The sequence below is a fragment of the Streptomyces triticirhizae genome, assembly GCF_003696235.1.
GTDB lineage: Bacteria > Actinomycetota > Actinomycetes > Streptomycetales > Streptomycetaceae > Streptomyces > Streptomyces triticirhizae.
The window spans coordinates 1-20,938 of sequence record NZ_RFFJ01000011.1 but is presented as its reverse complement, the minus strand read 5'-3'; the positions used below and the strand labels follow the sequence as shown (position 1 = coordinate 20,938).

Below are 20,938 nucleotides of genomic sequence, written 5' to 3'. Positions count from 1 at the left end.
GCGACGGCGGCGGCCGGGGAGACGTCAGAGGCTGGTGAGCAGTTCGTCCAGCGGAGCGGGCACCCGGTCCTGGTCGAGCGCCTCGACCAGGACCCGGCCATAGCGGATCTTGCGACCCGACTTCGTGCCGATGAAGCGCCGCAGCCGCTGCCCGGCGTCGCGATCCCGCTGCGCCGGCTGGCGGAGAAAGATCTGGAGTGCCCGCAGTTCGCCCTCCTCCCTGACCAACTCCTCGACACGCGTCACGCCCAGCGCCCGGATCAGCTCGTCCTCCAGGTCCGCCGCGCAGACGAAGAACGACTGCCGCGCCCCGTCGACCGGCCCCAGGGCGCGGGCGTAGTAGGGGCGTTCCGCCTCGTCGCACAGCCCCAGCAGGCGGAGGCCCAGACCGGGTGCGCCGAGCAGGCCGGCGAACCGTCCGACGCTCATCGCCCCGCCCATCGACAGCAGGCAGATCCCCTCGTCCGCCAGGTTCCGACCCCGGCGTTCGGCCAAAGCGCCGACCGCCTCGACATCGCTCGGGCCCTCGACCAGGACGACCGCCCGCACGGGCAGCCGCGCGGCCAGCTCGTGCACCGGCTCGCCGGGGCCGCCGGCCACCCATGCGACGACCGCTTCCCGGAACGCGTCCATATCAGCCATGGGACGAGTCTCCGCCCCGCCCGGCCGAGCCGGTAGGGAATTACCGTCCGCGCGGCGCCGAACGACGAGCCTGACCGCGCGCGGCGCGCGGTGGCGCCGCGCCCGCCGGGGGCATCCTCACTCCGGGGGGCCGCCCCGGAACACCGCACGCCGAGGCGCGCCCTGGACTGGCGCTCTAGTGGCCACCCTCACTCTGGTGAACTGATACGACCAACACGCTCCCCGCACCGCACCGAGCCCCGAGCCCGCCCGATCCGCTCCCCGACTCCCCGCCACCCGCCCCGACCGACCCCGACCGACCCCGACCGACCCCGACCGAGAGGAACCCTCTTGTCCGCCGATCACTCCGTCGTGCTGTCCGTCGAGCCGTTCGTCTCGCTCTCCGTCACACCCCCTCGCGCCACCGCACCCGCACCCGCGTCCTCGAGGGGGAACACCCTCACCGCGAGGGCCCGGGCGACGCGGGCGGGAGGTGCCCGATGACCGCCGGCGAACAGCTCGACGCGCGGCACCTGACCGGCGAGGCGTTCAAGTCGGTCTTCCGTCGGCACCCGGCAGGGGTGGCCGTGATCGCCATGTCGCACGAGGGGCGGCCGGTCGGCTTCACCGCCACCTCGGTCATCTCCGTCTCGGCCGAACCGCCGCTGCTCGCCTTCTCGTTGGCGGCCACCTCCTCGTCCGCCCCGGCGATCGCCGCCGTCGACACCCTGACCGTGAGCCTGCTCGCCGACCACCAGGACGACGTCTCGGCCCGCTTCGCCACCCGGGGCGTTGACCGCTTCGCGGCCGGCGGCTGGTTCACGCTGCCCACCGGGGAGCCCGTGATCGAGGGCGCGCACTCCTGGATTCGCGCCCGCGTGCTGGAGCGCACGCCGGTGGGCGGCAGCTTTCTGATATCGCTGCTCGCGCTCCAAGCGGAAGTGCGCCCCGATGCCAGTCCCCTGGTCTTCGTCGATCGCACCTATCACCGACTCGGCCCCGAAACCGCCATCTGACAAACCACGGGAACATCGAGAACCACGGGGAGGATCGGTTTAGTCCACACGGTGCGCGCCATTCTCCACATCAATTCTGCTGTGGAGGAACGTTTTCCACGGGGCCATTCCCATCGTCGTGTAAAACATGGCCAGCGCGCGCGACTTCGCCTTGACATGAGCGCCACCCGGGGATTAGTTTACCGGTTAAGTAAGCGCTTGCTTATCAGTGGCTTTCCCCGCCCCAGCCCCGGGACGAGAAAAGTAAAGCAACAACCGAGATCTTTCGGAGAATGATCGGAACGCGGCCCACCCAGGGGCGCGTTCCCCCGAGGGACCTCGCCCCAGCGGAGCCCAACGCCGGTCGCGTCCGACCAGCCCCCGGACCGGCCGGGGTCCGGCTCTTCCCCGCGCGTCCGCACGTTCCGTCCGGGCGCGCGGGGCCCTTTCCCGGGTTCGTGTGGAGCTTCAGGCCGGCGGGCGCGATCCGACGAAGAGGGTGCGTTCGGCCCCGCCCTGTTCGGTGACGGTGGTCGCCGCGAACCCGGCCTCCGCCAAGAGCCGTTGCCACTCCGCCACCGGAAAGAGGCCGGTGTGGTGCGCCTCGTGCACCAGCCGCACCGAGCCGTCGGCGGCCCGCAGGGTGAAGCTGTAGTCGGTGCGCACGGTCGTCGCGCCCGGCGCGGGCGGCAGGCTCCACTCCAGATACCGCACGCCGCTGCCGTCGGGGGCGTCGCTCCCGCCGCAGTCCGTGACCGGCTCATAGGTGTCGGCGACATGGTCGGGAAAGAAGACCGCGACCCCGCCGGGCCGCAGATGCGCCCAGGCCGTGCGGAACGTCGCCGCCAGGTCCTCGGCCGTGGTCATGTAGTCGATGGCGTCGTGCACCAGCACCGCGTCGAACGCCCGCCCGAGCCGCAACTCCCGCATGTCGCCCGCCAGATGCTCGACGTCCGGGTTGACCGCGCGGGAGACGGACAACATCGCGGGCGAGAGGTCGACCAGCGTCAGGGTGAAGCCGTCCCGCAGATGGCGCGCCAGATGGCCGCCGCCGCTGCCCAGCTCCAGCACCTCGCGCACCGGGCGGGCGGCGAGCGCGAACAGCTCGGCGGCGGTCGCCGCGTCCTCCTCGTAGACCTCGACCGGCGAGATCAGCGGCCACCAGGGGGCCAGTTCGCCATAGAGCCGGAGGGTCGTCCCGCTCGCGGTCGTCATCGCTGCTCCCACCGCCGGCCGTCGCTTCGTCCTGGTCGGATGCCGTCGCCGGCATCCGACCAGGATCGTAGCCCGGAGGCCCAAACCACCGGGGCCCGGGGACCGGGGGACGCCTCCGGTCCCCGGGCTGTCGGGGTGGAACGGGGTGGAACGGGGGGAACGGGGTGGAACGGGGGCGAACGGGCCGGTCGGGGCCCGGAGTTCGGCACCGGCCTCGGCTCACCGCGCCCGACCGGGCTTCCCCGGCCGGGCCACGGCGCCCGTTCCGGCCCGCGTCACCCGTCCCGGCTAGGAGAGAAAGCCGGCGAGGTCCGAGCCGACGGCTCGCACCAGGGACACGGCCTGGGTGGAGACGCTGGCCACGGCCGAGGTCCTGGCCTCGGTCGCGTGCCCGGCGTGGCTGGCGTGGCTGGCGTGGCTGACCTCGGCGGCGTCCGCCTCGTACGCTGCCGCGACCTCCTCCGCGCTCAGGGTCTCGTCGCCGAAGGTGACCTGGCCGTTGCCGCCGTCGAAGACGACATCGGAGCAGGAGTAGAAGTTCTCCTGGCTGTCGGAGCGAATCCAGTGCACGAAGATGATGTGCTGGCCGGAACGGTTCGGCAGCTGGACGTTCCAGTAGTAGTGCCCGCCGTCGGTGCCGACGCCACCGCGCTGGGGCGGGTTGGTCACGGAGCTGATCTGCTCCAGGTCACCCCAGCCCAGGGGCTGGTTCGGCGACCAGCCGCTCTTGGTGATGTAGACGTTGAACTGCCCCGGGTGGTGCGCCCAGTTGCTGTGCTGCAACTCGATGTTGGCCCCGGAGGACAGGTGCGTGGTGGGCCAGTCGCTGCGCACGGCGTTGTACGCCGAGAAGTCGAACGGGCCACGGTTGCCGCCGCTGCACAGCGTGCCGTCGGGGATGTAACCGGTCGTCCGGCCGCCGCCGTTGGAGTCCAGCACCGCGAACCAGTTGTACAGCGGGCCGGTGCCGCTCTGCTGGACGGCCGCCGCGCAGGCCGGGTTGGACGGCATCTGGGTGCCGCTGTTCTCCTGGAGGTCCAGGTAGCACAGGTAGGTCCGGGCTCCGGGGAGGGTGGTGGAGCCGTGGGCCGAGGCCGGGGAGGGAAGGGAGGCGATCAGAAGAGCGAACAGCCCCGCTCCCAGCACGCTGAGAAAGCGGAACTTCGCGGTCGCCCTGGGTCTCCGACCGGTCGATTCGTTGGACACGGGTACTCCTTAGATGAAGAGTCGTCTCCCGAGAAGGGCAACCGGGGGCACCAACTCCACCCGGATTCCGGGGTCGAGCCGGTGCACCGACGGCCCGTCGTCGGTGTTGCTGCCGCGCATGGGAGCGCTCCCGTAGCGGAAGGTAGCCCGGCTTCCAGCCGTCCGTAAGCTCCGCTTCCGGCCGTTGCCACCGCGAAAGCGATGCTTTTCGGCCAGTTTCAGTCCTGGCCTGGCGAACGGCCCGTGGCCTCACCGACCAGACGCCGGTCCACGCCCTCGAAGTGCGCCACCACCCGCTCGCCGTCGGGCGTCACCCACAGGTGACAGACGAGCGGCGGGCGTCGCACGATCACCAGCGCGAGCGACGCTGCCCGGTACGCGACCAACGCCCCGACCAGCCGCTCCAGTTGCGGCGCGGCGGCGGCGCGGCGGCGGGTCGCGCCGCGCAGGCGCCGCCGATAGACACGCAGCCAGTGGCCGGTACTGGCCACGTGGCCCGTGAGGCTCGCGTCCGGCCCCGCCCGCAGCGACACCACCCACGGGCGGACCGCGACTCCGCGCGCCCCGCCGTACGCCGCCAACGCGTCGGCCACCCGCCCCGCCGCGAACACGACCCGTTCACCCACCCGACTCCACCCCCGAGCCCGTGGCCGGAACCCCCCACCCATAAAAATGCTCCAGCGTCCGGGGACGCAGGGTCAGGCCGGCCGCGAACTGGTCGATCGCCTCCGCCAGCCCCGTCACGGGCGTGTCGCTGCCCCAACGCGAGGTGAGGCGCAGCACGCTCCGTGAGCCCCCCTGGGCGGTGAAGTAGGAGACCACGCAGGTCAGTTGGACGAACACGTCCGGGAAGGGCTCGTACTCGACCTCCTCGTACAGCCGGCACGCGGGCCCCGCCGGCAGCTCCAGAAGCGTGGTCTCCGCCACCAGGGTGTCCAGCCGGCCGGGACGTCCCATGATCTGGTTGATCTCGCGCAGGGAACCGCGGCTCTTGCCGAAGGGGGCCCACACGGTATGCACGCTTGGCACCACCACCCCCAGGAATCGGGGGCGCTCATGAGGAACGCACACTGCGGAGGGCCCCGCACGGGGGACTCCATGGCCCCATGGGTCCGCCACACGAAGGGGGCGACCGCCTTCGTGTAACGGCGGTTCCGCCATCCACCCCGGGCGGCGACCTGTCGCGTCACGACCCTCACACCGTCGGGGTCGTGCGTGTCCAGGCCGATCCAGTCGTCCGTGGGACAGGTCAGGACCGGCACCACGCTCGCCATCAGCTTCCTCCCTCACGATCCGAGGCGCCAGCCGATCCGACCCGTCTGGCGGTGAAGCTCTCCGCGATGCGGTCCCGGCCCCCGTCGGGCCTCGTCGCCTCGGTCCAGCGCAGGGAGTCGGCGATGGCGTCGAACATGTCGGCCAGAGGATCGACCAGTTCGGGGATCGGTGTGCTGAACGTCAGCACGAGCCATCCGCCGGAGTTGGGGATGGGGAGGTGGAAGTCAACGAGGGTGTTGGGCCGTTCGGGACGTTGTCCCAGCTCCCGGGTGTCGTCCGAGGTCTCCTGCCGTCGGCAGCGCACCGCCTCGCCGGCGGGGAGCGTGACCACGGAGACGTCTGCCGTGGGGCCCTGCCTCTCCCGGACGGCGTTGGCCATCCACTCCACGGGCATCCTGGGCCGCCCGTTCGTCGCCTGCGGGAACGGTCTGGGCGACCGGGGCCCGCACCGAGCGTTCGCGCCGCGCCTCGTCGCGCAGGGGAACGCGGAACCAGTCCTTGGGAGTGATCAGTTGGTAGTGCGACGGCGCGGCCGGTGGGCGCGTCATCCCCGCCGTCGTCCCCCCGGCACGCCCCCGGCCGCCGCATTCATGCCCTCTGTCCTCATGTGGCCCCCCACATCGCATCCGTCACACCGTGCGCGATGCGAACCTACCCCCCGTCGTCACGCAGAGCAACAACTCAGGCGGAATGAGTGACATGAGGCCGAAAGTCGTCACCCGGTGACCGGTCCCCACCCCGGAGAGTCACCGGAACGACCGGCTTTTCAAGCTCCACCTATAGGATTAGGGTTTGCACCTATAACCTTTAGGCACGTGAGACCCGTCGGAGGAAGAGAGGGCTGGCCGTGGGGCGTGTGGGGCTGAGCGCGGAGCGGTTGACCAGGGCGGGGGCGGAGTTGGCCGACGAGGTCGGGTTCGAGGCGGTGACGGCCTCGGCGCTGGCGCGCCGGTTCGGGGTGAAGGTCGCCAGTCTCTACTCGCATGTGCGGAGTTCCCAGGACCTCAGGACCAGGATCGCGCTGTTCGCGCTGGAGGAGATGGCGGACCGCGCGGGCGAGGCCGTGGCCGGGCGGTCGGGGCGGGACGCGTTGGCGGCGTTGGCCAACGTCTACCGCGACTACGCCCGCGAACACCCGGGACGCTACGCCGCCGCCCAGCTGCGGCTCGACCCCGCGACGGCCGCCGCCAGCGCGGGCGTTCGGCACGCGCGGCTGACCCGCGCCATCCTGCGCGGCTACGACCTGGACGAACCCGACCAGACCCATGCGGTCCGGCTGCTGGGCAGCGTCTTCCACGGCTACGTCAGCCTGGAGTTGGGGGGCGGTTTCAGCCATAGCGCGCCCGACACCGACACGACGTGGGCCAGGACCCTCGACGCGCTCGACGCGCTCCTCCGCAACTGGCCCGCGCCCCCGCCCACCACCTGACGGCCCTGCCGCGCCCGGCGCCCCTCGGCACCGCCGTCCTTTCCGTTCCGTTCCGCAGACGAGAGCAAGCACCGCCCATGACCACACCGCTGACCACCACGTCCGTCCCCGACCTCGCCCCCCTGCTGCGCGGGGCGCTCGAACTGGAGCGCACGGCGCACGGCGTGCTGCCGCACCGGCTGCCCGCGCGGGCGCGCGCCCAGTGCGGTGACCCGCAGCTGGCGATGGTCGAGTCCCAACCCGCCGGCGTGCGGCTGGCGTTCCACACCGCCGCCACGGTCGTCGAACTCGACACCCTTCCCACCAAGCGCCGCTACCCCGGCACCCCGCCGCGCCCCGACGGCGTCTACGAGCTGCTGGTCGACGGCCGCCTCGCCGCCCGCGCCACGGCCGCCGGCGGTCACACCCTCGTCCTCGACCTCGCGACCGGCGCGACCGAGCACCGGCCCGGCGCCCCCGTCACGCTCCGCTTCGCGGAGCTCCCGGCGCGGCCGAAACGCGTCGAGATCTGGCTTCCGCACAACGAGACGACGGAGCTGGTCGCGCTGCGCGCCGACGCGCCCCTGGCGCCGGCCGACGACGGCGACCGGCCGGTGTGGCTGCACCACGGGAGTTCGATCAGCCAGGGGTCCAACGCGACCCGGCCCACCGGCACCTGGCCGGCGGTGGCCGCCGCTCTCGGCGGCGTGGAGCTGGTCAACGTGGGCCTGGGCGGCGGCGCGCTGCTCGACCCGTTCACCGCCCGCGCGCTCCGCGACGCCCCCGCCGATCGCATCAGCGTCAAGATCGGAATCAACGTGGTCAACGCCGATCTGATGCGGCTACGCGCCTTTGGCCCTGCGGTCCATGGCTTTCTCGACACGATCAGGGACGGTCATCCAACGACGCCCCTGCTGGTGGTCTCGCCGCTGTACTGCCCGATCCACGAGGAGACGCCGGGGCCGTGCGCGTTCGACACGGAGGCGCTGGCCGCCGGCCGTCTCACGTTCCGCGCGACCGGTGACCCGGCCGAGACCGCCGCCGGCAAGCTCACCCTGGCCGTGATCAGGAACGAACTCGCCCGCATCGTCGCGGAGCGCGCCGCCACCGACCCGCACCTCCACCATCTCGACGGCCGCACCCTCTACGGCGAGGCCGACGCCGCCGAACTCCCCCTCCCCGACAACCTCCACCCCGACCCCGCCACCCACCACCGCATCGGCGAACGCTTCGCCCGCCACGCCTTCGCCCACGACGGACCGCTCGCGGTCGACGGGAGGGTTCGCAACCCCTGTTGAGAACGTCGGAAGCGGCTACAGAAGCCCGTTGTGCTTGGCCCAGTCGAGGAACCGCCCTCTCGCGCAGGGGTACCGCGCACCGGATTCGAGGAGCGCGTCGACCAGGGTGGCGGCGACATACTCCGTCGTGTGCCCCTCACTGACTCGCTGTGGCTATGACGCGCAGCGAGCCCCAGACGCCCGGGGGAGGAAGCAGGAAGTTCTCGGCGAACCGGTCGATGAGTCGCTCACGCTCATCCCGACCCGCCGCCACCCCGGCGTCGCTGTGGTGGGCGTCCGCTCGAACCGTTCCAGGGATGCCAGGTGGCGGGCGCGGGTGCGGCGGATGAGGGGGTGGTGGGGAGAGCGCCGGGCAGCTTCGCGCACGCTCGTTCCTCCTCCCCCGTAGCCGGTCCCGGTCCGGTCGCCGGGCCGGGCCGGGCCAGGCCGGGCAATCACGGTCTCATCCAACCAAGTTCGGTGCGGATGTCACAGACGGCCGTCGTTCTCCGTCGTCCGGAAGGGCCGGGGCGGTAAGAGGGGTACGCGGTCGTGGTCGTCGAGTGGGGCCGCGTTCCGGCCGTTGTTGTTCTCCATTGCCTACGGGATGACCGGTTCTGTCAGGGACGCCGAGGACATCGTGCAGGACGCGCTGGTGGGGCTGGTGTGGGCCCGGCGGCGGGGGACGGCGGTCGAGGAGCCGAAGGCGTATCTGGCGCGGGCGGTCACGCGGTTGAGCATCAACCATCCGCGGTCGGCGCGGGTGCGGCGGGAGACCTATGTCGGGGCGTGGCTGCCGGAGCCGGTGGTGGCGCCGCTGGCGGGCGCCGCCGCGCAGCGGGGTCCGGCGGAGCACGCGGACCTGGCGCGGGGGCGGCGGCCGGCGCTCTTCAGAGAGGTGGTGCCGGGCGACTGACCGGGTCCGGCGGCGGGGCCGCCGCCAGCCGGCGCGCCTCGGCGAGGGCGGCGGCGTCGAGTGCGTCGACGGGTACGTCGAAGTCCTCGGCGTAGCCGTAGTCGGCGGCGAGGTGGACCAGCCGCCGGTCCAGGGCCGAGTCACGGGCGGCGAGGTCCACGGCGCGGAAGACGAACGCGGCCGGGGCCAGTTCGCCGCGCACGGTCATCGCGGCCAGGGCGGCGAGCGCGGCGGCCTCGGTCGCCGGGCCGGGTTCCGGCCGGTCCAGGCCGAGCTGGGTCGCGACCTCGGGGATGAGGAGGGGCACCTCATAGGGCGCTTCCCGGCGGGCGACGCCGGCCAACTCCCGGAGCGCGGGAGCGTCCAGGCCGGCGAGCAGGGCGGCGACGGCGGCGTCCACCAGGTCCTCGGAGGACAGCTCGCCGACGCCCCAGAGCGCCATCCGGTCGGCGAGGAGGCGCAACGGGGGGTCGGGCGGGGGCGGCGCGGGCTGGGCGGTCATGGGCCCATCGTGGCGGAACGGGGTCGGCCCGGCCAGCCGTTGGGCCCGGAACGTCCCGGGCCCCCTGGCGGCCGGGGGCGCGTTTTGGCACGCGCGTTCCGTATCGGGTGCGGCGGGGGCGTGGCCGCAGGTGGCGGGGGCGGGTAGGCTCGCGGGCCGGTTCCGGTGGCGGGGGTGGGAGGGAATCATGGTGGCGGACACGGGGAGCGAGAACGGGCAGCGCCTGCCGGGCCTGCGGCTGGACGAGCTGCTGGAGGAACTCCAGCTCCGCATCGACGCGATGCGCGGCACCAGGGATCGGGTGCACGGCCTGCTGGAGGCGGTGCTCGCGGTCGGCCGCGAGCTGGACCTGCCGCAGGTGCTGCGGCGGGTGGTGGAGGCGGCGACGGTGCTGGTCGACGCCGAGTACGGGGCGTTGGGCGTGATCGGCCCCGACGAGCGGCTGAGCGCGTTCCTGACCGTCGGCGTGGACGCCGAACAGGCCGCCGCCATCGGCCCGTTGCCGTCCGGGCACGGCATCCTGGGCGAGCTGATCCGGCACCCGGAGCCGCTGCGGCTCCCCGACCTGGCGGCGCACCCGGCCTCGCACGGCTTCCCGGCGAACCATCCGCCGATGCGCTCGTTCCTCGGGGTGCCGATCCGGGTGCGGGACGAGGTCTTCGGAAACCTCTATCTGACCGAGAAGCGCGGCGGGCAGGACTTCGACGCCGAGGACGAGTCGGTGCTGGCGACGTTGGCGGTCGCGGCCGGGGTGGCGATCGAGAACGCGCGGCTGTACGAGGAGTCGCGGAACCGACAGCGGTGGCTGGAGGCCAACGCGGAGGTGGTGGGCAGCCTGCTGTCCGGCGCGGAGGAGCGCGAGGTGTTGGAGTTGCTGGTGGCGCACGCCCGGCGGATTCTGGACGCCGATCTGGGGGTGTTGTGCGTGCCGGCGCCCGAGGAGGAGGCGGGGGTGCGGATCAGCGTCGCCGACGGTCCCGGCGCCGCCGAGGCGCGGCGCGCGGCCGGGCGGGGGTTGGCGGCCGCGGTGGGCCGGGCCATGGCGGAGGGCGGGCCGGTGGTCGAGGCGGACCTCGACGGCGGGGAGGGAACGGCCGAAGGGGACGGCGCCGACGGGGGCGGAACGGGCGACGGGGGCGGAACGGGAGTGGCCGGTTTGGGGCCGGCGCTCGCGGTTCCGATGCGCACCGGTGAACACGCCTGGGGCGCGCTGCTGTTGGCGCGCGCCCGGGGGCGCGCGAAGTTCGGCGCGGACGAGACCGAGCCGTTGCTGGCGTTCGCCGGACAGGCGGCCCTGGCCATGGAGCTGGCCGAACGACGGCGCTCCGCCGAGCAGGTGGCGCTTCTTGAGGACCGCGACCGGATCGCCCGCGACCTGCACGACCTGGCGATCCAACGGCTCTTCGCGACGGGGATGACACTCCAGAGCGCGGTGCGGTTCGTGGCGCATCCGCAGGCCGAGGAGCGGCTGTTGCGGGCGGTGGACGACCTTGATGAGACGATCCGGATCATACGTTCCACGATCTTCGGGCTGCGGGCGCACGAGACGGGTCCTGGCGCGCGGGGCCTGCGGGCGCGGCTGACGCGGATCGTGGAGGAGACGGTGCCCTCGTTGGGGTTCCGGCCCTCGCTGCGGATGGAGGGCCTCGTCGACACGGATGTGCCGGGCGAGGTGGCCGAACACGCGGTGCCGGTGCTGAGGGAGGCGCTGTCCAACGTGGCCCGGCACGCGCGGGCCGGCGCGGTCGAGGTCGCGGTCGTGGTGCGGGACCGGGCGTTGACGCTGACGGTGGCGGACAACGGGGTCGGCCTGAGCGACCCGGGCCACCACGGCGGGCTGCGCAACCTCGCCGAACGGGCCGAGCGGCTGGGCGGCGCGCTGACCGTGGAACGCCGGGAGACGGGCGGCACCCGGCTGCGCTGGCGGGTGCCGCTGCCCGTGGGGTGAGGCGCGGGGACCGGGTCAACGGGCGGGCGCCACCAGGGTGTTGTCGCCGGTGCGGCCGGCGAGGTAGTCGGCGACGTTGCCGGCCGTGGTGGCGACGATCTCGCCGACCGCGTCGCGCGTGAAGTACGCCTGGTGCGAGCTGACCAGCACGTTGCGGAAGGTCATCAGCCGGGCCAGCACATCGTCGGTCATCACGTCGAGCGAGCGGTCGAAGAAAAAGATTCCGGCCTCCTCCTCATAGACGTCGAGGCCGACCCCGTCGAGCCGGCCGGCGCGCAGCGTCTCCACCAGGGCCTGGGCGTCGATCAGGCCGCCCCGGCTGGTGTTGACCAGGATCGCGTCGTCCTTCATCCGCGCCAGCGCGGCGCGGTCCACCACGTGGTGGGTCTCGGGCAGCAGCGGCAGATGCAGGCTGATCAGGTCGGACTCGGCGAAGACCCGTTCCGGCGGGACATACTCCATGCCGAGCCGCTCGCAGGCGGGGTTGGGCGCGATGTCGTAGCCGAGCAGCCGCATCCCGAAGCCGGCGGCGATCCGGGCGAACGCCTCGCCGATCCGGCCGGTGCCCAGCACGCCGGCGGTGCGGCCGTGCAGGTCGCGGCCCATCAGCCCGTTGAGCCGGAAGTCGAACTCGCGGGTGCGGGTCACGGCCCGCACCACCCGGCGGTTGACGGCCAGGGCCAGCGCCCAGGCGAACTCGGCGACCGAGTGCGGCGAGTAGCCGGAGACCCGGGCGACGCCAAGACCCAGCTCGCGGGCGGCGTCGAGGTCGATGTTGTTGTAGCCGGTGGAACGTTGGGTGATCATGCGGGTGCCGCCCTCGGCGAGGCGGCGCAGCACCTCGGCGTCGAGGACGTCGTTGACGCCGGTGCAGATCACCTCGTGGCCGGCGGCGGTGGAGGCGGTGTCGCGGTCCAGGACCAGTTCCAGGCAGCGCAGCCGGTGCGGGGCGGGGAACGCGGCGGTCAGCAGCGGGCGTTCGTCGGCGGTGACGCCGTAGGCGACGATCTCCGTGGCGGCGGGCGGCTGGGCTTCGGGCTGTCGGGCTTCGGGCGGTGCCGGTTCCCTGTGGTCGTTCATGGTGGTCTCCGTCACGGGTGTCGGGGGTCTCCGGCTGGTCAGGGCTGCCGTTCCACAACCTGCCAGGTCGAGCGGCGCGGGCTGGGGACGCCGGCCGGGCCGTAGCCGATTCGGACCACCAGTTGAACGAAGCCGGCGGTGTCGGACGCGGCCGGGTCGACCAGGGCGGCCCGGAGGTCCGGCCACTCCAGCGCCTGGTGGAGCGGCGCGAGCCGCAGCGCGCGGGCGGTGGCGGTCAGCCAGACCCGCTCCAACGCCTGCCCCGCGCGCAGCCAGTCCACCCGGCGGTCGTGCCGGGTGGTGAGCAGCGCGATCAGCGGACGTTCCTCGAACGCGGCGGTGGGGCGCGGCTGTCGGGCGTCCGGGCCCGCGAAGTCCCGTGTCGGGACACGCCCGTTGGCGTCGCCCGGGCCGAGCGCGTCGGGCGGCACGCCGTCGCCCGTTCCCCGGCGGACCCAGGAGGCGGTCTCGGCGCGGCGCGCCCGGTCGCGGGCGTCGCGGCGTTCGGCCTCGGCGGTCAGCCGCAGCACCCGGGCGGTGCCGACGGCGTCGGGCACGACGAGGGTGGCGCCCTCCGCGTCGGCGGCGCGGGCGAGTTCGGCGACCCTGGGCGCGGCGGGGCGGCGGGTGAACGGCAGCCGGCTGGTGTGGCGGCGCCAGAGCGCGGCGTGCAGGTCGGGGTCGGGCAGCGCGGGCCCGTCGCGGCCGGCGCTCAGCGCGATCGTCGCCATCGCGCGGGGCTCGCGCGGCTCGGGCAGCAGGGTGACCTCGGTGCGCCAGCCGAGGTGGGCGGCGGCGGTCCGCACGTTGAACAGGGCGGCGCCGACGGAGAGATGGAGGGCGCGGCCGAGCGGGTCGATGCGGGACAGGCCCCGCTCGGGCGCGGCCCTCAGGTGCAGCGTGGCGGTGGCCGGGTCGAGCCGGAACCGCCAGGGTTGCGCGTTGTGCGGGGAGGGCGCGGCGGAGGCCGCCTCCACCAGGGTGGTGAGGGTGGCGGCGGTCAGGGCGTGGGTGGTGACCATGGCGGTCCTCCTCGGTGCCGGTGGGTCTCACCCCCGATCGTGGTCCGCGCGCCGGGCACCCGGGAGGGGCCGTTGGTCCCGACCGGCTGGGCCGCACGGACCCGAAGTGTGGCGCCGCGCCGGCCGGTCAGCCCTTGAGGCCGGTGAGGGTGATGCCCTCCAGAATGTGCCGCTGGGCGAAGAAGAACAGCAGGATGATCGGGGCGATCACGACGGTGGAGGCCGCCATCAGATAGCCCCACTGCGCGGTGTAGGAGCCCTGGAAGCCGGCCAGGCCGAGGGCCAGGGTGAAGCGGTCGGTGTCGGCGAGGTAGATCAGCGGGTTGAGGAAGTCGTTCCAGACCGCGATGAAGGTGAAGATGCCGACCACGATGAGCACCGGCTTCGACAGCGGCAGCACGATCCGCCAGAAGACCGTGAACGGGCTGGCGCCGTCGACGTAGGCGGCGTCGTCCAACTCCCGGGGGATGCCGAGGAAGAACTGCCGCATCAGGAAGATCGCGCCCATCTGTCCCGCGCCGAACCAGGCCGGCAGGGTCAGTGGCACCCAGGTCCCGACCAGGCCCAGGTGCTGCCAGCCGACGAAGGTCGGCACCAGCGTCACCGCGTACGGGAGCATCAACGAGCTGAGCAGCACGGCGAAGACGACGTCGCGGCCGCGCCAGCGCAGTCGGGCGAAGGTGAACGCGGAGAGCGCGCCGACCAGCAGCACGCCGGGCACCACCACGGCCTCGATGGCGAGCGTGTTGAGGAAGTAGCGGCCGAAGGGGCGCGCGGTCAGCGCGTCGGAGAAGTTGTGCCAGGCGAACGGCGCCGGCACCCACTCCGGGGGCGCGGCAAAGATCTGCCCGTCCTCCATCAGCGCGCTGCGCACCAGCCACAGGAAGGGGAAGAGCGTGACCAGGGCGCCGGCGCAGAGCGTGAGGTGGAGCAGGGCGCGCGCCGGCCGGAGGCGCGGCCGCCGGGTGGTCCCGGTGCCGGTCGTCGTGGTCATCGGCCGTCCCCCGTCTCGTAGTAGACCCAGCGCCTGGCCGAGCGGAACACCAGGGCGGTCACGGCGACCATCACCACGAACAGCACCCAGGCCAGCGCGGAGGCGTAGCCGAGGCGGCCCTCGGTGAACGCGGTGCGGTAGAGGTAGAAGTTGTAGAAGAGGGTCGCGTTGTCCGGGCCGCCCTGGGTCATCACATAGGCCTCGTTGAACACCTGGAACGTCGCGATCAGGCCCATCACCAGGTTGTAGAAGATGGTCGGCGTCATCATCGGCAGCGTGACGTAGCGGAACCGCGCCCAGGGGCCGCCGCCGTCCATCTCGATCGCCTCGTAGAGGTGGCGCGGCACGCCCTGGAGGCCGGCGAGGAAGATGACGGCCGCGTTGCCGAAGCCCCAGGCGGCCATGATCGCCAGCGAGGGCAGGGCGGTGTCGGCGTCGTAGATCCACCGCGAGGTGGGCAGCCCGGCGCCGCGCAGCAGCTGGTTGAGCAGGCCGAACTCCGGGTTGTAGACCCAGGTCCACAGCACCGCGCTGGCCACGCTCGGCACCAGCACCGGCAGGTAGTAGAGGACCCGGAACAGGCCGCGCCCGCGCACGTCGCGGTTGAGGAGCATGGCCACGCCGAACCCGACGGCCAGGGTGAGCGGCACGGCCATCAGCGTGTAGGAGAGGGTGACCCGCAGGGAGGTGCCGAAGAGGGCGTCGTCGCCGAACATCTGGCGGTAGTTGTCGAGGCCGACCCAGTTGACCTCGCCGCCGATGGTCCAGTCGGTGAGGCTGATCACGAACGAGGCCAGCATCGGCCCGATGGTGAACACCAGGAAGCCCAGCACCACGGGCAGCGCGAGCAGCACGCCCCAGCGCTGTTCCATGCGCGCCAGTCCGCCGGTGGGGCGGCGCGTGCGGCGCGGGCGCGGCGTCGAGACGGTGCTCATCAGGTCCCCCGCACATCGGGGTAGACGCCGGTGAGGTAGGAGTCGACCCGGTCGGCGACGCCCCGCAGGTGGCGGGCGACGGCGTCCCTGCCACGCACCTCGCCGAGCCAGATCGGGTCGAGGCCCGGGGTGAGCCGGGAGTTGACCAGCCCGCCCTCCCGCACCCGGTACACCGGCTCCTGCACCGCGTGGTGCAGCAGCGGTTCGACGAAGCTGTCGACGAAGCCGGCCGGGTGGATCTCGGTGTCGCACCAACTGGCCAGCAGCCGTGGGTCGGTGTAGTAGGAACGGCGCAGCGGCATCCACAGGCCGTCCGCGTAGAGGGTGCAGCGTTCCGGGTCGGCCATCTCCAGATAGAACTCGACGGCCTGCTCCGGGTGGAGACTTCGGTTGAAGACGCAGGTGGCGCCCGAGGTGACGCAGGTCAGGGCCTCGTCCTGGAAGCGGGGCATGACGCCCACGCCATAGGGGAAGTCGGCGGCGGCCAGGTCGAGCAGGTGCCAGTACCCGTCGAGGCCCATCGCGATCTTGCCGGAGCGCATCATCAGGGCCAGGCCGTTGTTGAACGTGGCCAGTTGGGTGGGGCTGGGCGCGACGCGGTGCTCGTGGATGAGGTCGGCGACCGCGCTGATGACCTCGACGGCCGCGTCGGAGTCGATGACGCAGCGGGTGCCGTCCTCGTCGAACGCGTCGGCGTCGTTGGAGCGCAGCAGCGCGTAGAGCGCGGGCGAGAACCACCAGGCGGGCGCCATCAGGCCGTACTGCTCGACGCGTTCGGCGTCGAAGCCGCGCTCCGAGGGGCGGCGGCCCTCGACGTCGAAGGTGAGGCGTTCGGCGGTGGCCACCAGCTCGTCCCAGGTCCAGGCGTCCTCGGTGCGGGTGGGTGGCAGGGGCGCGCCGGCCGTCTCGAACAGGTCGGCGTTGTACCAGGTCACCATCGTCTCGATGGCGGTCTGGAAGACGGCGCCCTCGTCGTCCCAGTAGTGGATGGTCTGGGGCAGGAAGTCGTCCAGCGCCTCGAAGCGGTCGCGGTAGTCGAGGAAGTTGACCAGGTAGCCGCCCTCGCCCAGGCGCATCGCCATGTCCTGGGGCGCGTAGGCGATGTCCGGCTCCTGGCGGGCGGCGACGAGGGTGTGCATCTTGGTCGCGTAGCCGTTGTAGCTGACCAGTTCGGTGTCGATGGCCAGCCGGTCGGGGCGCTCGGAGTAGCGGCGGCTCACCTCGTTGACGCTGGCCTCCTCCTGGGTGCTGCCCCAGAACATGAAGCTCAGCCGGTCATCACGGCTCGCGGGCACGAAGCCGCAGGAGGCCAGGGGCGCGGCGAGCGCCGCCGCGCCCAGGCCGCGCAGCAGGGCGCGGCGGCCGGGGCCGGCTCGGCCGGGCGGCGGGTGGGTCGGGTTGCCGAGGGGTGGGAGCGGCACCACGGTGTACCTCGCTCACGGTCGGTCTGGTCTCGGGGAGTCGGGGGCGGTCGGGGCGGGGCGGGAACGGCGGGGCGTTCGGGGCGGGTTGGCGGGGTGCCTAGGCGTCGGCGGGCAGCCAGACGCGCATCGCCGAGACCTCGCGGTTGGCCCAGGCGTGGTAGGGGATCGCGGTGAGCGTCAGGGGCTCGCCGCCGGGTGCGCCGGGCGCGTCGTCGAGGGAGCGGTAGGGCCACCAGGGGGCGGCGTCGTCCGGCTCGGGCCGGGGGCGGGGGCGCGCGGTGAGGGTGAGGCCGGTGACGCCGCCGGGCAGGTCGTCGCGCTCGGCGCGGCCGATCCCGGCGGCGGTGTCCACCACGAGGTCGTCCAGGCCGAGGCCGGCCGGGAGCTTCGGCTGGTCGATCGCCTCCACGCAGTAGACCAGCGGGCCCCGTTCGACGGCCACACAGCCGCGCGCGGCGTCGACCCTGGGGTCGGCCAGGGTGAAGCGGGGCGCGAGGTCGAGGGTCAGCTCGACGGTGTCGCCGGCCGCCCAGGTCCTGGTCAGCCGCAGCCAGCCGTCCCGGTGCTCGAACGAACCGGTCGGCGCGGACGCCCCGTTGACGGCCAGCCGCCAGCCGGTGGCCGACCAGTGGGGAACGCGCAGCGCCAGGGTCCACGCGGAGCCGCCGGTCTCCTCGACGGTCAGCGCGATGCGCCCGTCCCACGGGTAGTCGGTGGTCACCCGCAGCGCGGCCCGGGCGCCGGCCACGGGGGCGGCGAGGGTGCCGGCGGCGTACTGGTGGACGTGGAGGGTGCCGCCGTCGGTGGAGGTGGCGGCGAGGTAGCCGGGCAGGGAGGCGAGGAGCCGCATGATGTTGGGCGGGCAGCAGGCACAGGAGAACCAGGGCGTGCGGTGCGGGCGCGCGCCCTCCTGGTCGGCGTGGCCGTCCCTGACGTGCAGCGGGTTGTCGTAGAGGTAGGTGTCGCCCCGGAGCGAGACGCCGCAGAGCACCGCGTTGTAGAGGGTGCGCTCGGCCAGGTCGGAGTAGCGGGCCTCGCCGGTGAGCAGCGCCATCCGCCAGCCGAACTGGACGGCGGCGATGGCGGCGCAGGTCTCGGCGTAGGCGCGCTCGTTGGGCAGCTCGTAGGGGTGGCCGAAGCCCTCGTCGGAGTGGTGGGCGCCGATGCCGCCGGTGAGGTAGCTCTGCCGGGCGGCCATGTCCCGCCACAGCCGCTCGGCGGTGGCGCGGAGTTCGGGTTCGCCGGTCTCGGCGGCCAGGTCGGCGACGCCGGCCAGCAGGTAGAGCTGCCGCACGGAGTGTCCGGTGACGGCGGGAGCCTCGCGGACGGGCAGATGGTCCTGGCAGTAGCCGGCGCGGCCGGGGCCCTTGGTGGAACGGGAGGGGAAGACGCCGCCGTAGCGGCCGACGAAGTAGCCGGCCAGCTCGGTGTAGCGGGCGTCGCCGGTCTCGCGGGCGAGTTCGACGAGGGCGGTCTCGATCTCGGGGTGGCCGTCGACGCTGTCCACCGGCTTGCCCGAGCCCTCGGGTCCGAAGGTCTCGACGAGGTGGTCGGCGAATCGCACGGCGACGTCGAGGAGTTCGCGTTCGCCGGTGGCGCGGTGGTGGGCGACGGCGGCCTGGATGAGGTGGCCGGCGGTGTACAGCTCGTGGCCCCAGCGCAGCTCGGTGAAGTGCTCGGCCTCGGGCTTGGCGACCTGGTAGTAGGAGTTGAGGTAGCCCGAGGGCTGCTGCGCGGCCGCCAGCAGGCCCGCGATCTCCCGGACGCGCTCGGCGAGTTCGGCGGCCTGCCCGGGGTCGGTGGTCGGGTCGCCCAGCTGCCAGCCGGCGGCCTCCAGCCACTTGTGGACGTCGGTGTCCATGAACGGCACCCCGCCCTCGTAGCCGCTGGTCTCGCCGTCGGCGGCGCGGCGCAGGTTGCGGAGGTTGCCGGCCTCGGTCAGCCGGTCGGGGCCCTGGGCGATGCTGACCCGGGCGTTGACGTCGCGCCGTTCGGCCCAGAACCCGGCCGTGATGGTGGCGTTGACCGTGGGCGACTGGGCGGCGTGGGCCTCGGCGGTGGGCCGGACGGGCGTGGGGGTCGCGGGACGGGTGGACGGGCGGGCGGGCATCTGCGGCTCCGGCGGGACGGGGCGGACGGTGGGGTCACGGGTGTTGTCGCGCGGCGGTCGGGGGATGTGCCGGGAAGGCAACGTTCAGGAAACCCATTGCCTGGGCCGGGACTCTAGGAGCGCCACCCTCGTTGGTCAACGGTTGTGCACGCGATCGATCAAAGTCACGCACGCCCATGGTGAGTTCGGATGCGCCGTGCCATCATGGCCCGGCGCGCGCCGGCCACCGCGGAGACAACGGTGCGGGCAGCACGAGGAAACGCGTTTCACGCGAGGGGAGTCGCATGTCGGAGACGCCGCGTCGGAGCGAGGAACGACGCGCCGCGACACTCAGCGATGTGGCGGCCCTGGCCGGGGTCTCCCCCGGCACCGCCTCCAAGGCGCTCAACGGGCGGGGGAACCTGCGCCCCGAGACCAGGGAACGGGTGACCGAAGCGGCCAGGAAGCTGGGCTTCCACCCCAACGAGGCGGCCCGCAGCCTGCTGTCGGGCCGCACCTACACCGTCGGGCTGATCACCACCGACAGCGTGGGCCGGTTCAGCCTGCCGGTGCTGCTGGGGGCCGAGGACGCCCTGGGGGCCGGCCGGATCTCGGTGTTCCTCTGCGACACCAGGGGCGACGCCATCCGCGAACAGCACTATGTGAGCACCCTGTTGTCCCGCCGCATCGACGGGCTGATCGTCGCCGGGCGGCGCACCGACGCCCGCCCACCGCTGGCGTTGCCCGCCCCGGTGCCGGTGGTCTACGCGTTCGGCCCCTCGACCGACGCGGGCGACGCCTCGGTGGTGCCCGACGACGCGGGCGGGGCGCGGCTGGCGATCGAGCACCTGCTGGCCACGGGCCGGCGGCGGATCGCCCACATCACGGGGCCGAGGCACCACGCGGCGGCGACCGTGCGGGCCGAGCACGCCTCCCGGGCGCTGGCCGAGGCCGGGCGCGAACCGGCCGGCGGGCGGGCGCTGTTCGGGGAGTGGTCGGAGGCGTGGGGGCGGCAGGGCGTGCACGCCGCGCTGCGCGCCGACCCCGAGGTGGACGCGGTCTTCTGCGGCAGCGACCAGATCGCCCGGGGCGCGGCGGACGCGCTGCGGGAGTCGGGGTACCGGGTGCCGGAGGACATCGCGCTGGCCGGCTACGACAACTGGGAGGTCATGGCTGCGGCTACCCGCCCGCCGCTGACCACCGTGGACATGAACCTGACCGAGGTGGGGCGCACGGCCGCGCTGCGGCTGATGGAGGCGATCGACGGACGCCCTTCGCGCGGCGTGGAGTTCGTGCCCAGCCGGCTGGTGGTCCGCGAGTCGACGGGGACCAGCCCGACGACGCCGACGACGCCGACCGGGGGCGATGTCCCGTCGGCGTCGTCGGGCGGGGGCACCGCCGGTGGGAGGCGGTCGACCGACCGAACGTGAACCCGAACGCGGTGGGCCGTCGCGAGGGCGCCCGCCGCCCGAGGAGGTGCCATGCACCAGGAGAACCCGTTCGTTCGAGGGCTGACCCGACTGGCCGACCTGGTGGTCGTGGGGCTGCTGTGGACGGTGGCCGCGCTGCCGCTGCTGACGCTGCCGGCGGCCACGACCGGGCTGTGCGCGGTGGCGGACGGCTGGGCCGTGGGCGGGTCGCCGCCGGTGTGGCGGACGTTCGTCGACGGGTTCCGCCGCCGGTTCGCCCGAGGGCTCGCCGTGGGCGGGGTGTTGGGCCTGGGGGCGGTGCTGGTGGCGACGGACGTCGCGTTCGGGCTGCGTGCCGAGGGCGCGCCGCTCCGGGGCGCGGTGTTGATCTGCGGGGTCGCGCTCGCGGCTGCGGTGGCGCTGGCGGGGGCGTTCGCGTTCCCGCTGCTGGCGTTGACCACGGACCCGGCGCTGCCCCTGCTGCGCAACGCCACGCTCCTGGCGTGCGCCAACCCGCTCTGTGCGCTGGGGGTCTGGGCGACGGTGGCGGCGGGCGCCGGGGCGAGCCTGGCGGTGCCGCCGCTGCTGCCGCTGGCGGCGGCGGGCGGCGCGGTGGCGGCCG

The 20,938-nt window shown here is 73.6% G+C and carries 20 protein-coding genes; 7 read left to right on the top strand and 13 right to left on the bottom strand.

The genetic code is table 11. From position 1 onward, the window contains the following. Nucleotides 1-24: 24 nt before the first annotated feature. Nucleotides 25-642, bottom strand: coding sequence for a TOPRIM nucleotidyl transferase/hydrolase domain-containing protein (locus EBN88_RS04120; protein ID WP_122182406.1), 618 nt, complete (start codon nt 640-642; stop codon nt 25-27). 479 nt (nt 643-1,121) lie between these two features. On the opposite strand from EBN88_RS04120, the gene EBN88_RS04115 reads away from it, so the two are divergent. Continuing rightward, complete coding sequence (locus EBN88_RS04115) at nt 1,122-1,637, top strand: flavin reductase family protein (protein ID WP_122182405.1); 516 nt, start codon at nt 1,122-1,124, stop codon at nt 1,635-1,637. 447 nt (nt 1,638-2,084) lie between these two features. Here the strand turns inward: EBN88_RS04115 and EBN88_RS04110 are convergent, their stop codons facing one another. The 5 genes from EBN88_RS04110 to EBN88_RS04090 form a co-directional block, all read right to left on the bottom strand. Further along, the gene (locus EBN88_RS04110) at nt 2,085-2,831 is read right to left on the bottom strand and encodes a class I SAM-dependent methyltransferase (RefSeq protein WP_122182404.1); all 747 of its coding nucleotides are present in this window, start codon (nt 2,829-2,831) and stop codon (nt 2,085-2,087) included. Nucleotides 2,832-3,119: 288 nt separating this feature from the next. After that, a complete protein-coding gene (locus EBN88_RS04105; protein WP_233580446.1) occupies nt 3,120-3,977 on the bottom strand; it encodes a lytic polysaccharide monooxygenase auxiliary activity family 9 protein in 858 nt (285 codons plus the stop codon). Between the two features lie 278 nt (nt 3,978-4,255). Further along, a complete protein-coding gene (locus tag EBN88_RS04100; protein WP_122182403.1) occupies nt 4,256-4,663 on the bottom strand; it encodes a hypothetical protein in 408 nt (135 codons plus the stop codon). Then, on the bottom strand, nt 4,656-5,057 hold the full coding sequence (locus tag EBN88_RS04095; RefSeq protein ID WP_147472637.1) for a hypothetical protein: 402 nt from the start codon (nt 5,055-5,057) through the stop codon (nt 4,656-4,658). Before EBN88_RS04095 ends, EBN88_RS04100 begins: the two co-directional genes overlap by 8 nt. 253 nt (nt 5,058-5,310) lie before the next feature. Next, nucleotides 5,311-5,691 carry a hypothetical protein gene (locus EBN88_RS04090; RefSeq protein ID WP_147472636.1) on the bottom strand — a complete coding sequence of 127 codons (381 nt, stop codon included), beginning with the start codon at nt 5,689-5,691 and terminating at the stop codon, nt 5,311-5,313. A 468-nt stretch (nt 5,692-6,159) separates the two neighbouring features. On the opposite strand from EBN88_RS04090, the gene EBN88_RS04085 reads away from it, so the two are divergent. The 3 genes from EBN88_RS04085 (at nt 6,160) to EBN88_RS04075 (ending at nt 8,913) form a co-directional block, all read left to right on the top strand. Continuing rightward, nucleotides 6,160-6,741, top strand: a complete 582-nt coding sequence (locus tag EBN88_RS04085) for a TetR/AcrR family transcriptional regulator (RefSeq protein WP_122182400.1) — start codon at nt 6,160-6,162, stop codon at nt 6,739-6,741. A 77-nt stretch (nt 6,742-6,818) separates the two neighbouring features. Beyond that, on the top strand, nt 6,819-8,018 hold the full coding sequence (locus EBN88_RS04080) for a GDSL-type esterase/lipase family protein (RefSeq protein ID WP_122182399.1): 1,200 nt from the start codon (nt 6,819-6,821) through the stop codon (nt 8,016-8,018). 562 nt (nt 8,019-8,580) lie between these two features. Then, the gene (locus EBN88_RS04075) at nt 8,581-8,913 is read left to right on the top strand and encodes a sigma factor (RefSeq protein ID WP_267902532.1); all 333 of its coding nucleotides are present in this window, start codon (nt 8,581-8,583) and stop codon (nt 8,911-8,913) included. Here EBN88_RS04075 and EBN88_RS04070 read toward each other — a convergent pair. Beyond that, entirely contained in the window at nt 8,888-9,415 is a 528-nt protein-coding gene (locus EBN88_RS04070; protein ID WP_122182398.1) for a hypothetical protein, read from the bottom strand. The two genes, EBN88_RS04075 and EBN88_RS04070, sit on opposite strands and share 26 nt — an antisense overlap. A gap of 187 nt (nt 9,416-9,602) precedes the next feature. Here EBN88_RS04070 and EBN88_RS04065 point away from each other — a divergent pair, with 187 nt between their 5' ends. Continuing rightward, entirely contained in the window at nt 9,603-11,363 is a 1,761-nt protein-coding gene (locus tag EBN88_RS04065; protein WP_122182397.1) for a sensor histidine kinase, read from the top strand. A gap of 15 nt (nt 11,364-11,378) precedes the next feature. On the opposite strand, the gene EBN88_RS04060 is transcribed toward EBN88_RS04065, so the two are convergent. The 6 genes from EBN88_RS04060 to EBN88_RS04035 all read right to left on the bottom strand — a co-directional run bounded on the left by EBN88_RS04060 (nt 11,379) and on the right by EBN88_RS04035 (nt 18,928). Beyond that, nucleotides 11,379-12,443 (bottom strand): 2-hydroxyacid dehydrogenase, encoded by a 1,065-nt coding sequence (locus EBN88_RS04060; RefSeq protein ID WP_122182435.1) that lies wholly within the window; start codon nt 12,441-12,443, stop codon nt 11,379-11,381. A gap of 38 nt (nt 12,444-12,481) precedes the next feature. Next, nucleotides 12,482-13,465 (bottom strand): Acg family FMN-binding oxidoreductase, encoded by a 984-nt coding sequence (locus tag EBN88_RS04055; protein WP_122182396.1) that lies wholly within the window; start codon nt 13,463-13,465, stop codon nt 12,482-12,484. A gap of 127 nt (nt 13,466-13,592) precedes the next feature. Then, entirely contained in the window at nt 13,593-14,459 is an 867-nt protein-coding gene (locus tag EBN88_RS04050) for a carbohydrate ABC transporter permease (protein ID WP_122182395.1), read from the bottom strand. Continuing rightward, nucleotides 14,456-15,394, bottom strand: coding sequence for a carbohydrate ABC transporter permease (locus EBN88_RS04045; protein WP_122182394.1), 939 nt, complete (start codon nt 15,392-15,394; stop codon nt 14,456-14,458). Before EBN88_RS04045 ends, EBN88_RS04050 begins: the two co-directional genes overlap by 4 nt. Continuing rightward, nucleotides 15,394-16,815 (bottom strand): extracellular solute-binding protein, encoded by a 1,422-nt coding sequence (locus tag EBN88_RS04040; RefSeq protein WP_147472635.1) that lies wholly within the window; start codon nt 16,813-16,815, stop codon nt 15,394-15,396. The genes EBN88_RS04045 and EBN88_RS04040 overlap by 1 nt, the downstream gene beginning before the upstream one ends. A 100-nt stretch (nt 16,816-16,915) precedes the next feature. Continuing rightward, the gene (locus EBN88_RS04035) at nt 16,916-18,928 is read right to left on the bottom strand and encodes a glycoside hydrolase family 127 protein (RefSeq protein WP_122182392.1); all 2,013 of its coding nucleotides are present in this window, start codon (nt 18,926-18,928) and stop codon (nt 16,916-16,918) included. Nucleotides 18,929-19,212: 284 nt separating this feature from the next. On the opposite strand from EBN88_RS04035, the gene EBN88_RS04030 reads away from it, so the two are divergent. Then, the gene (locus EBN88_RS04030; protein WP_122182391.1) at nt 19,213-20,337 is read left to right on the top strand and encodes a LacI family DNA-binding transcriptional regulator; all 1,125 of its coding nucleotides are present in this window, start codon (nt 19,213-19,215) and stop codon (nt 20,335-20,337) included. A gap of 51 nt (nt 20,338-20,388) precedes the next feature. Next, on the top strand, nt 20,389-20,938 hold a 550-nt coding region (locus EBN88_RS04025; protein ID WP_122182390.1), incomplete at its 3' end, for a YesL family protein.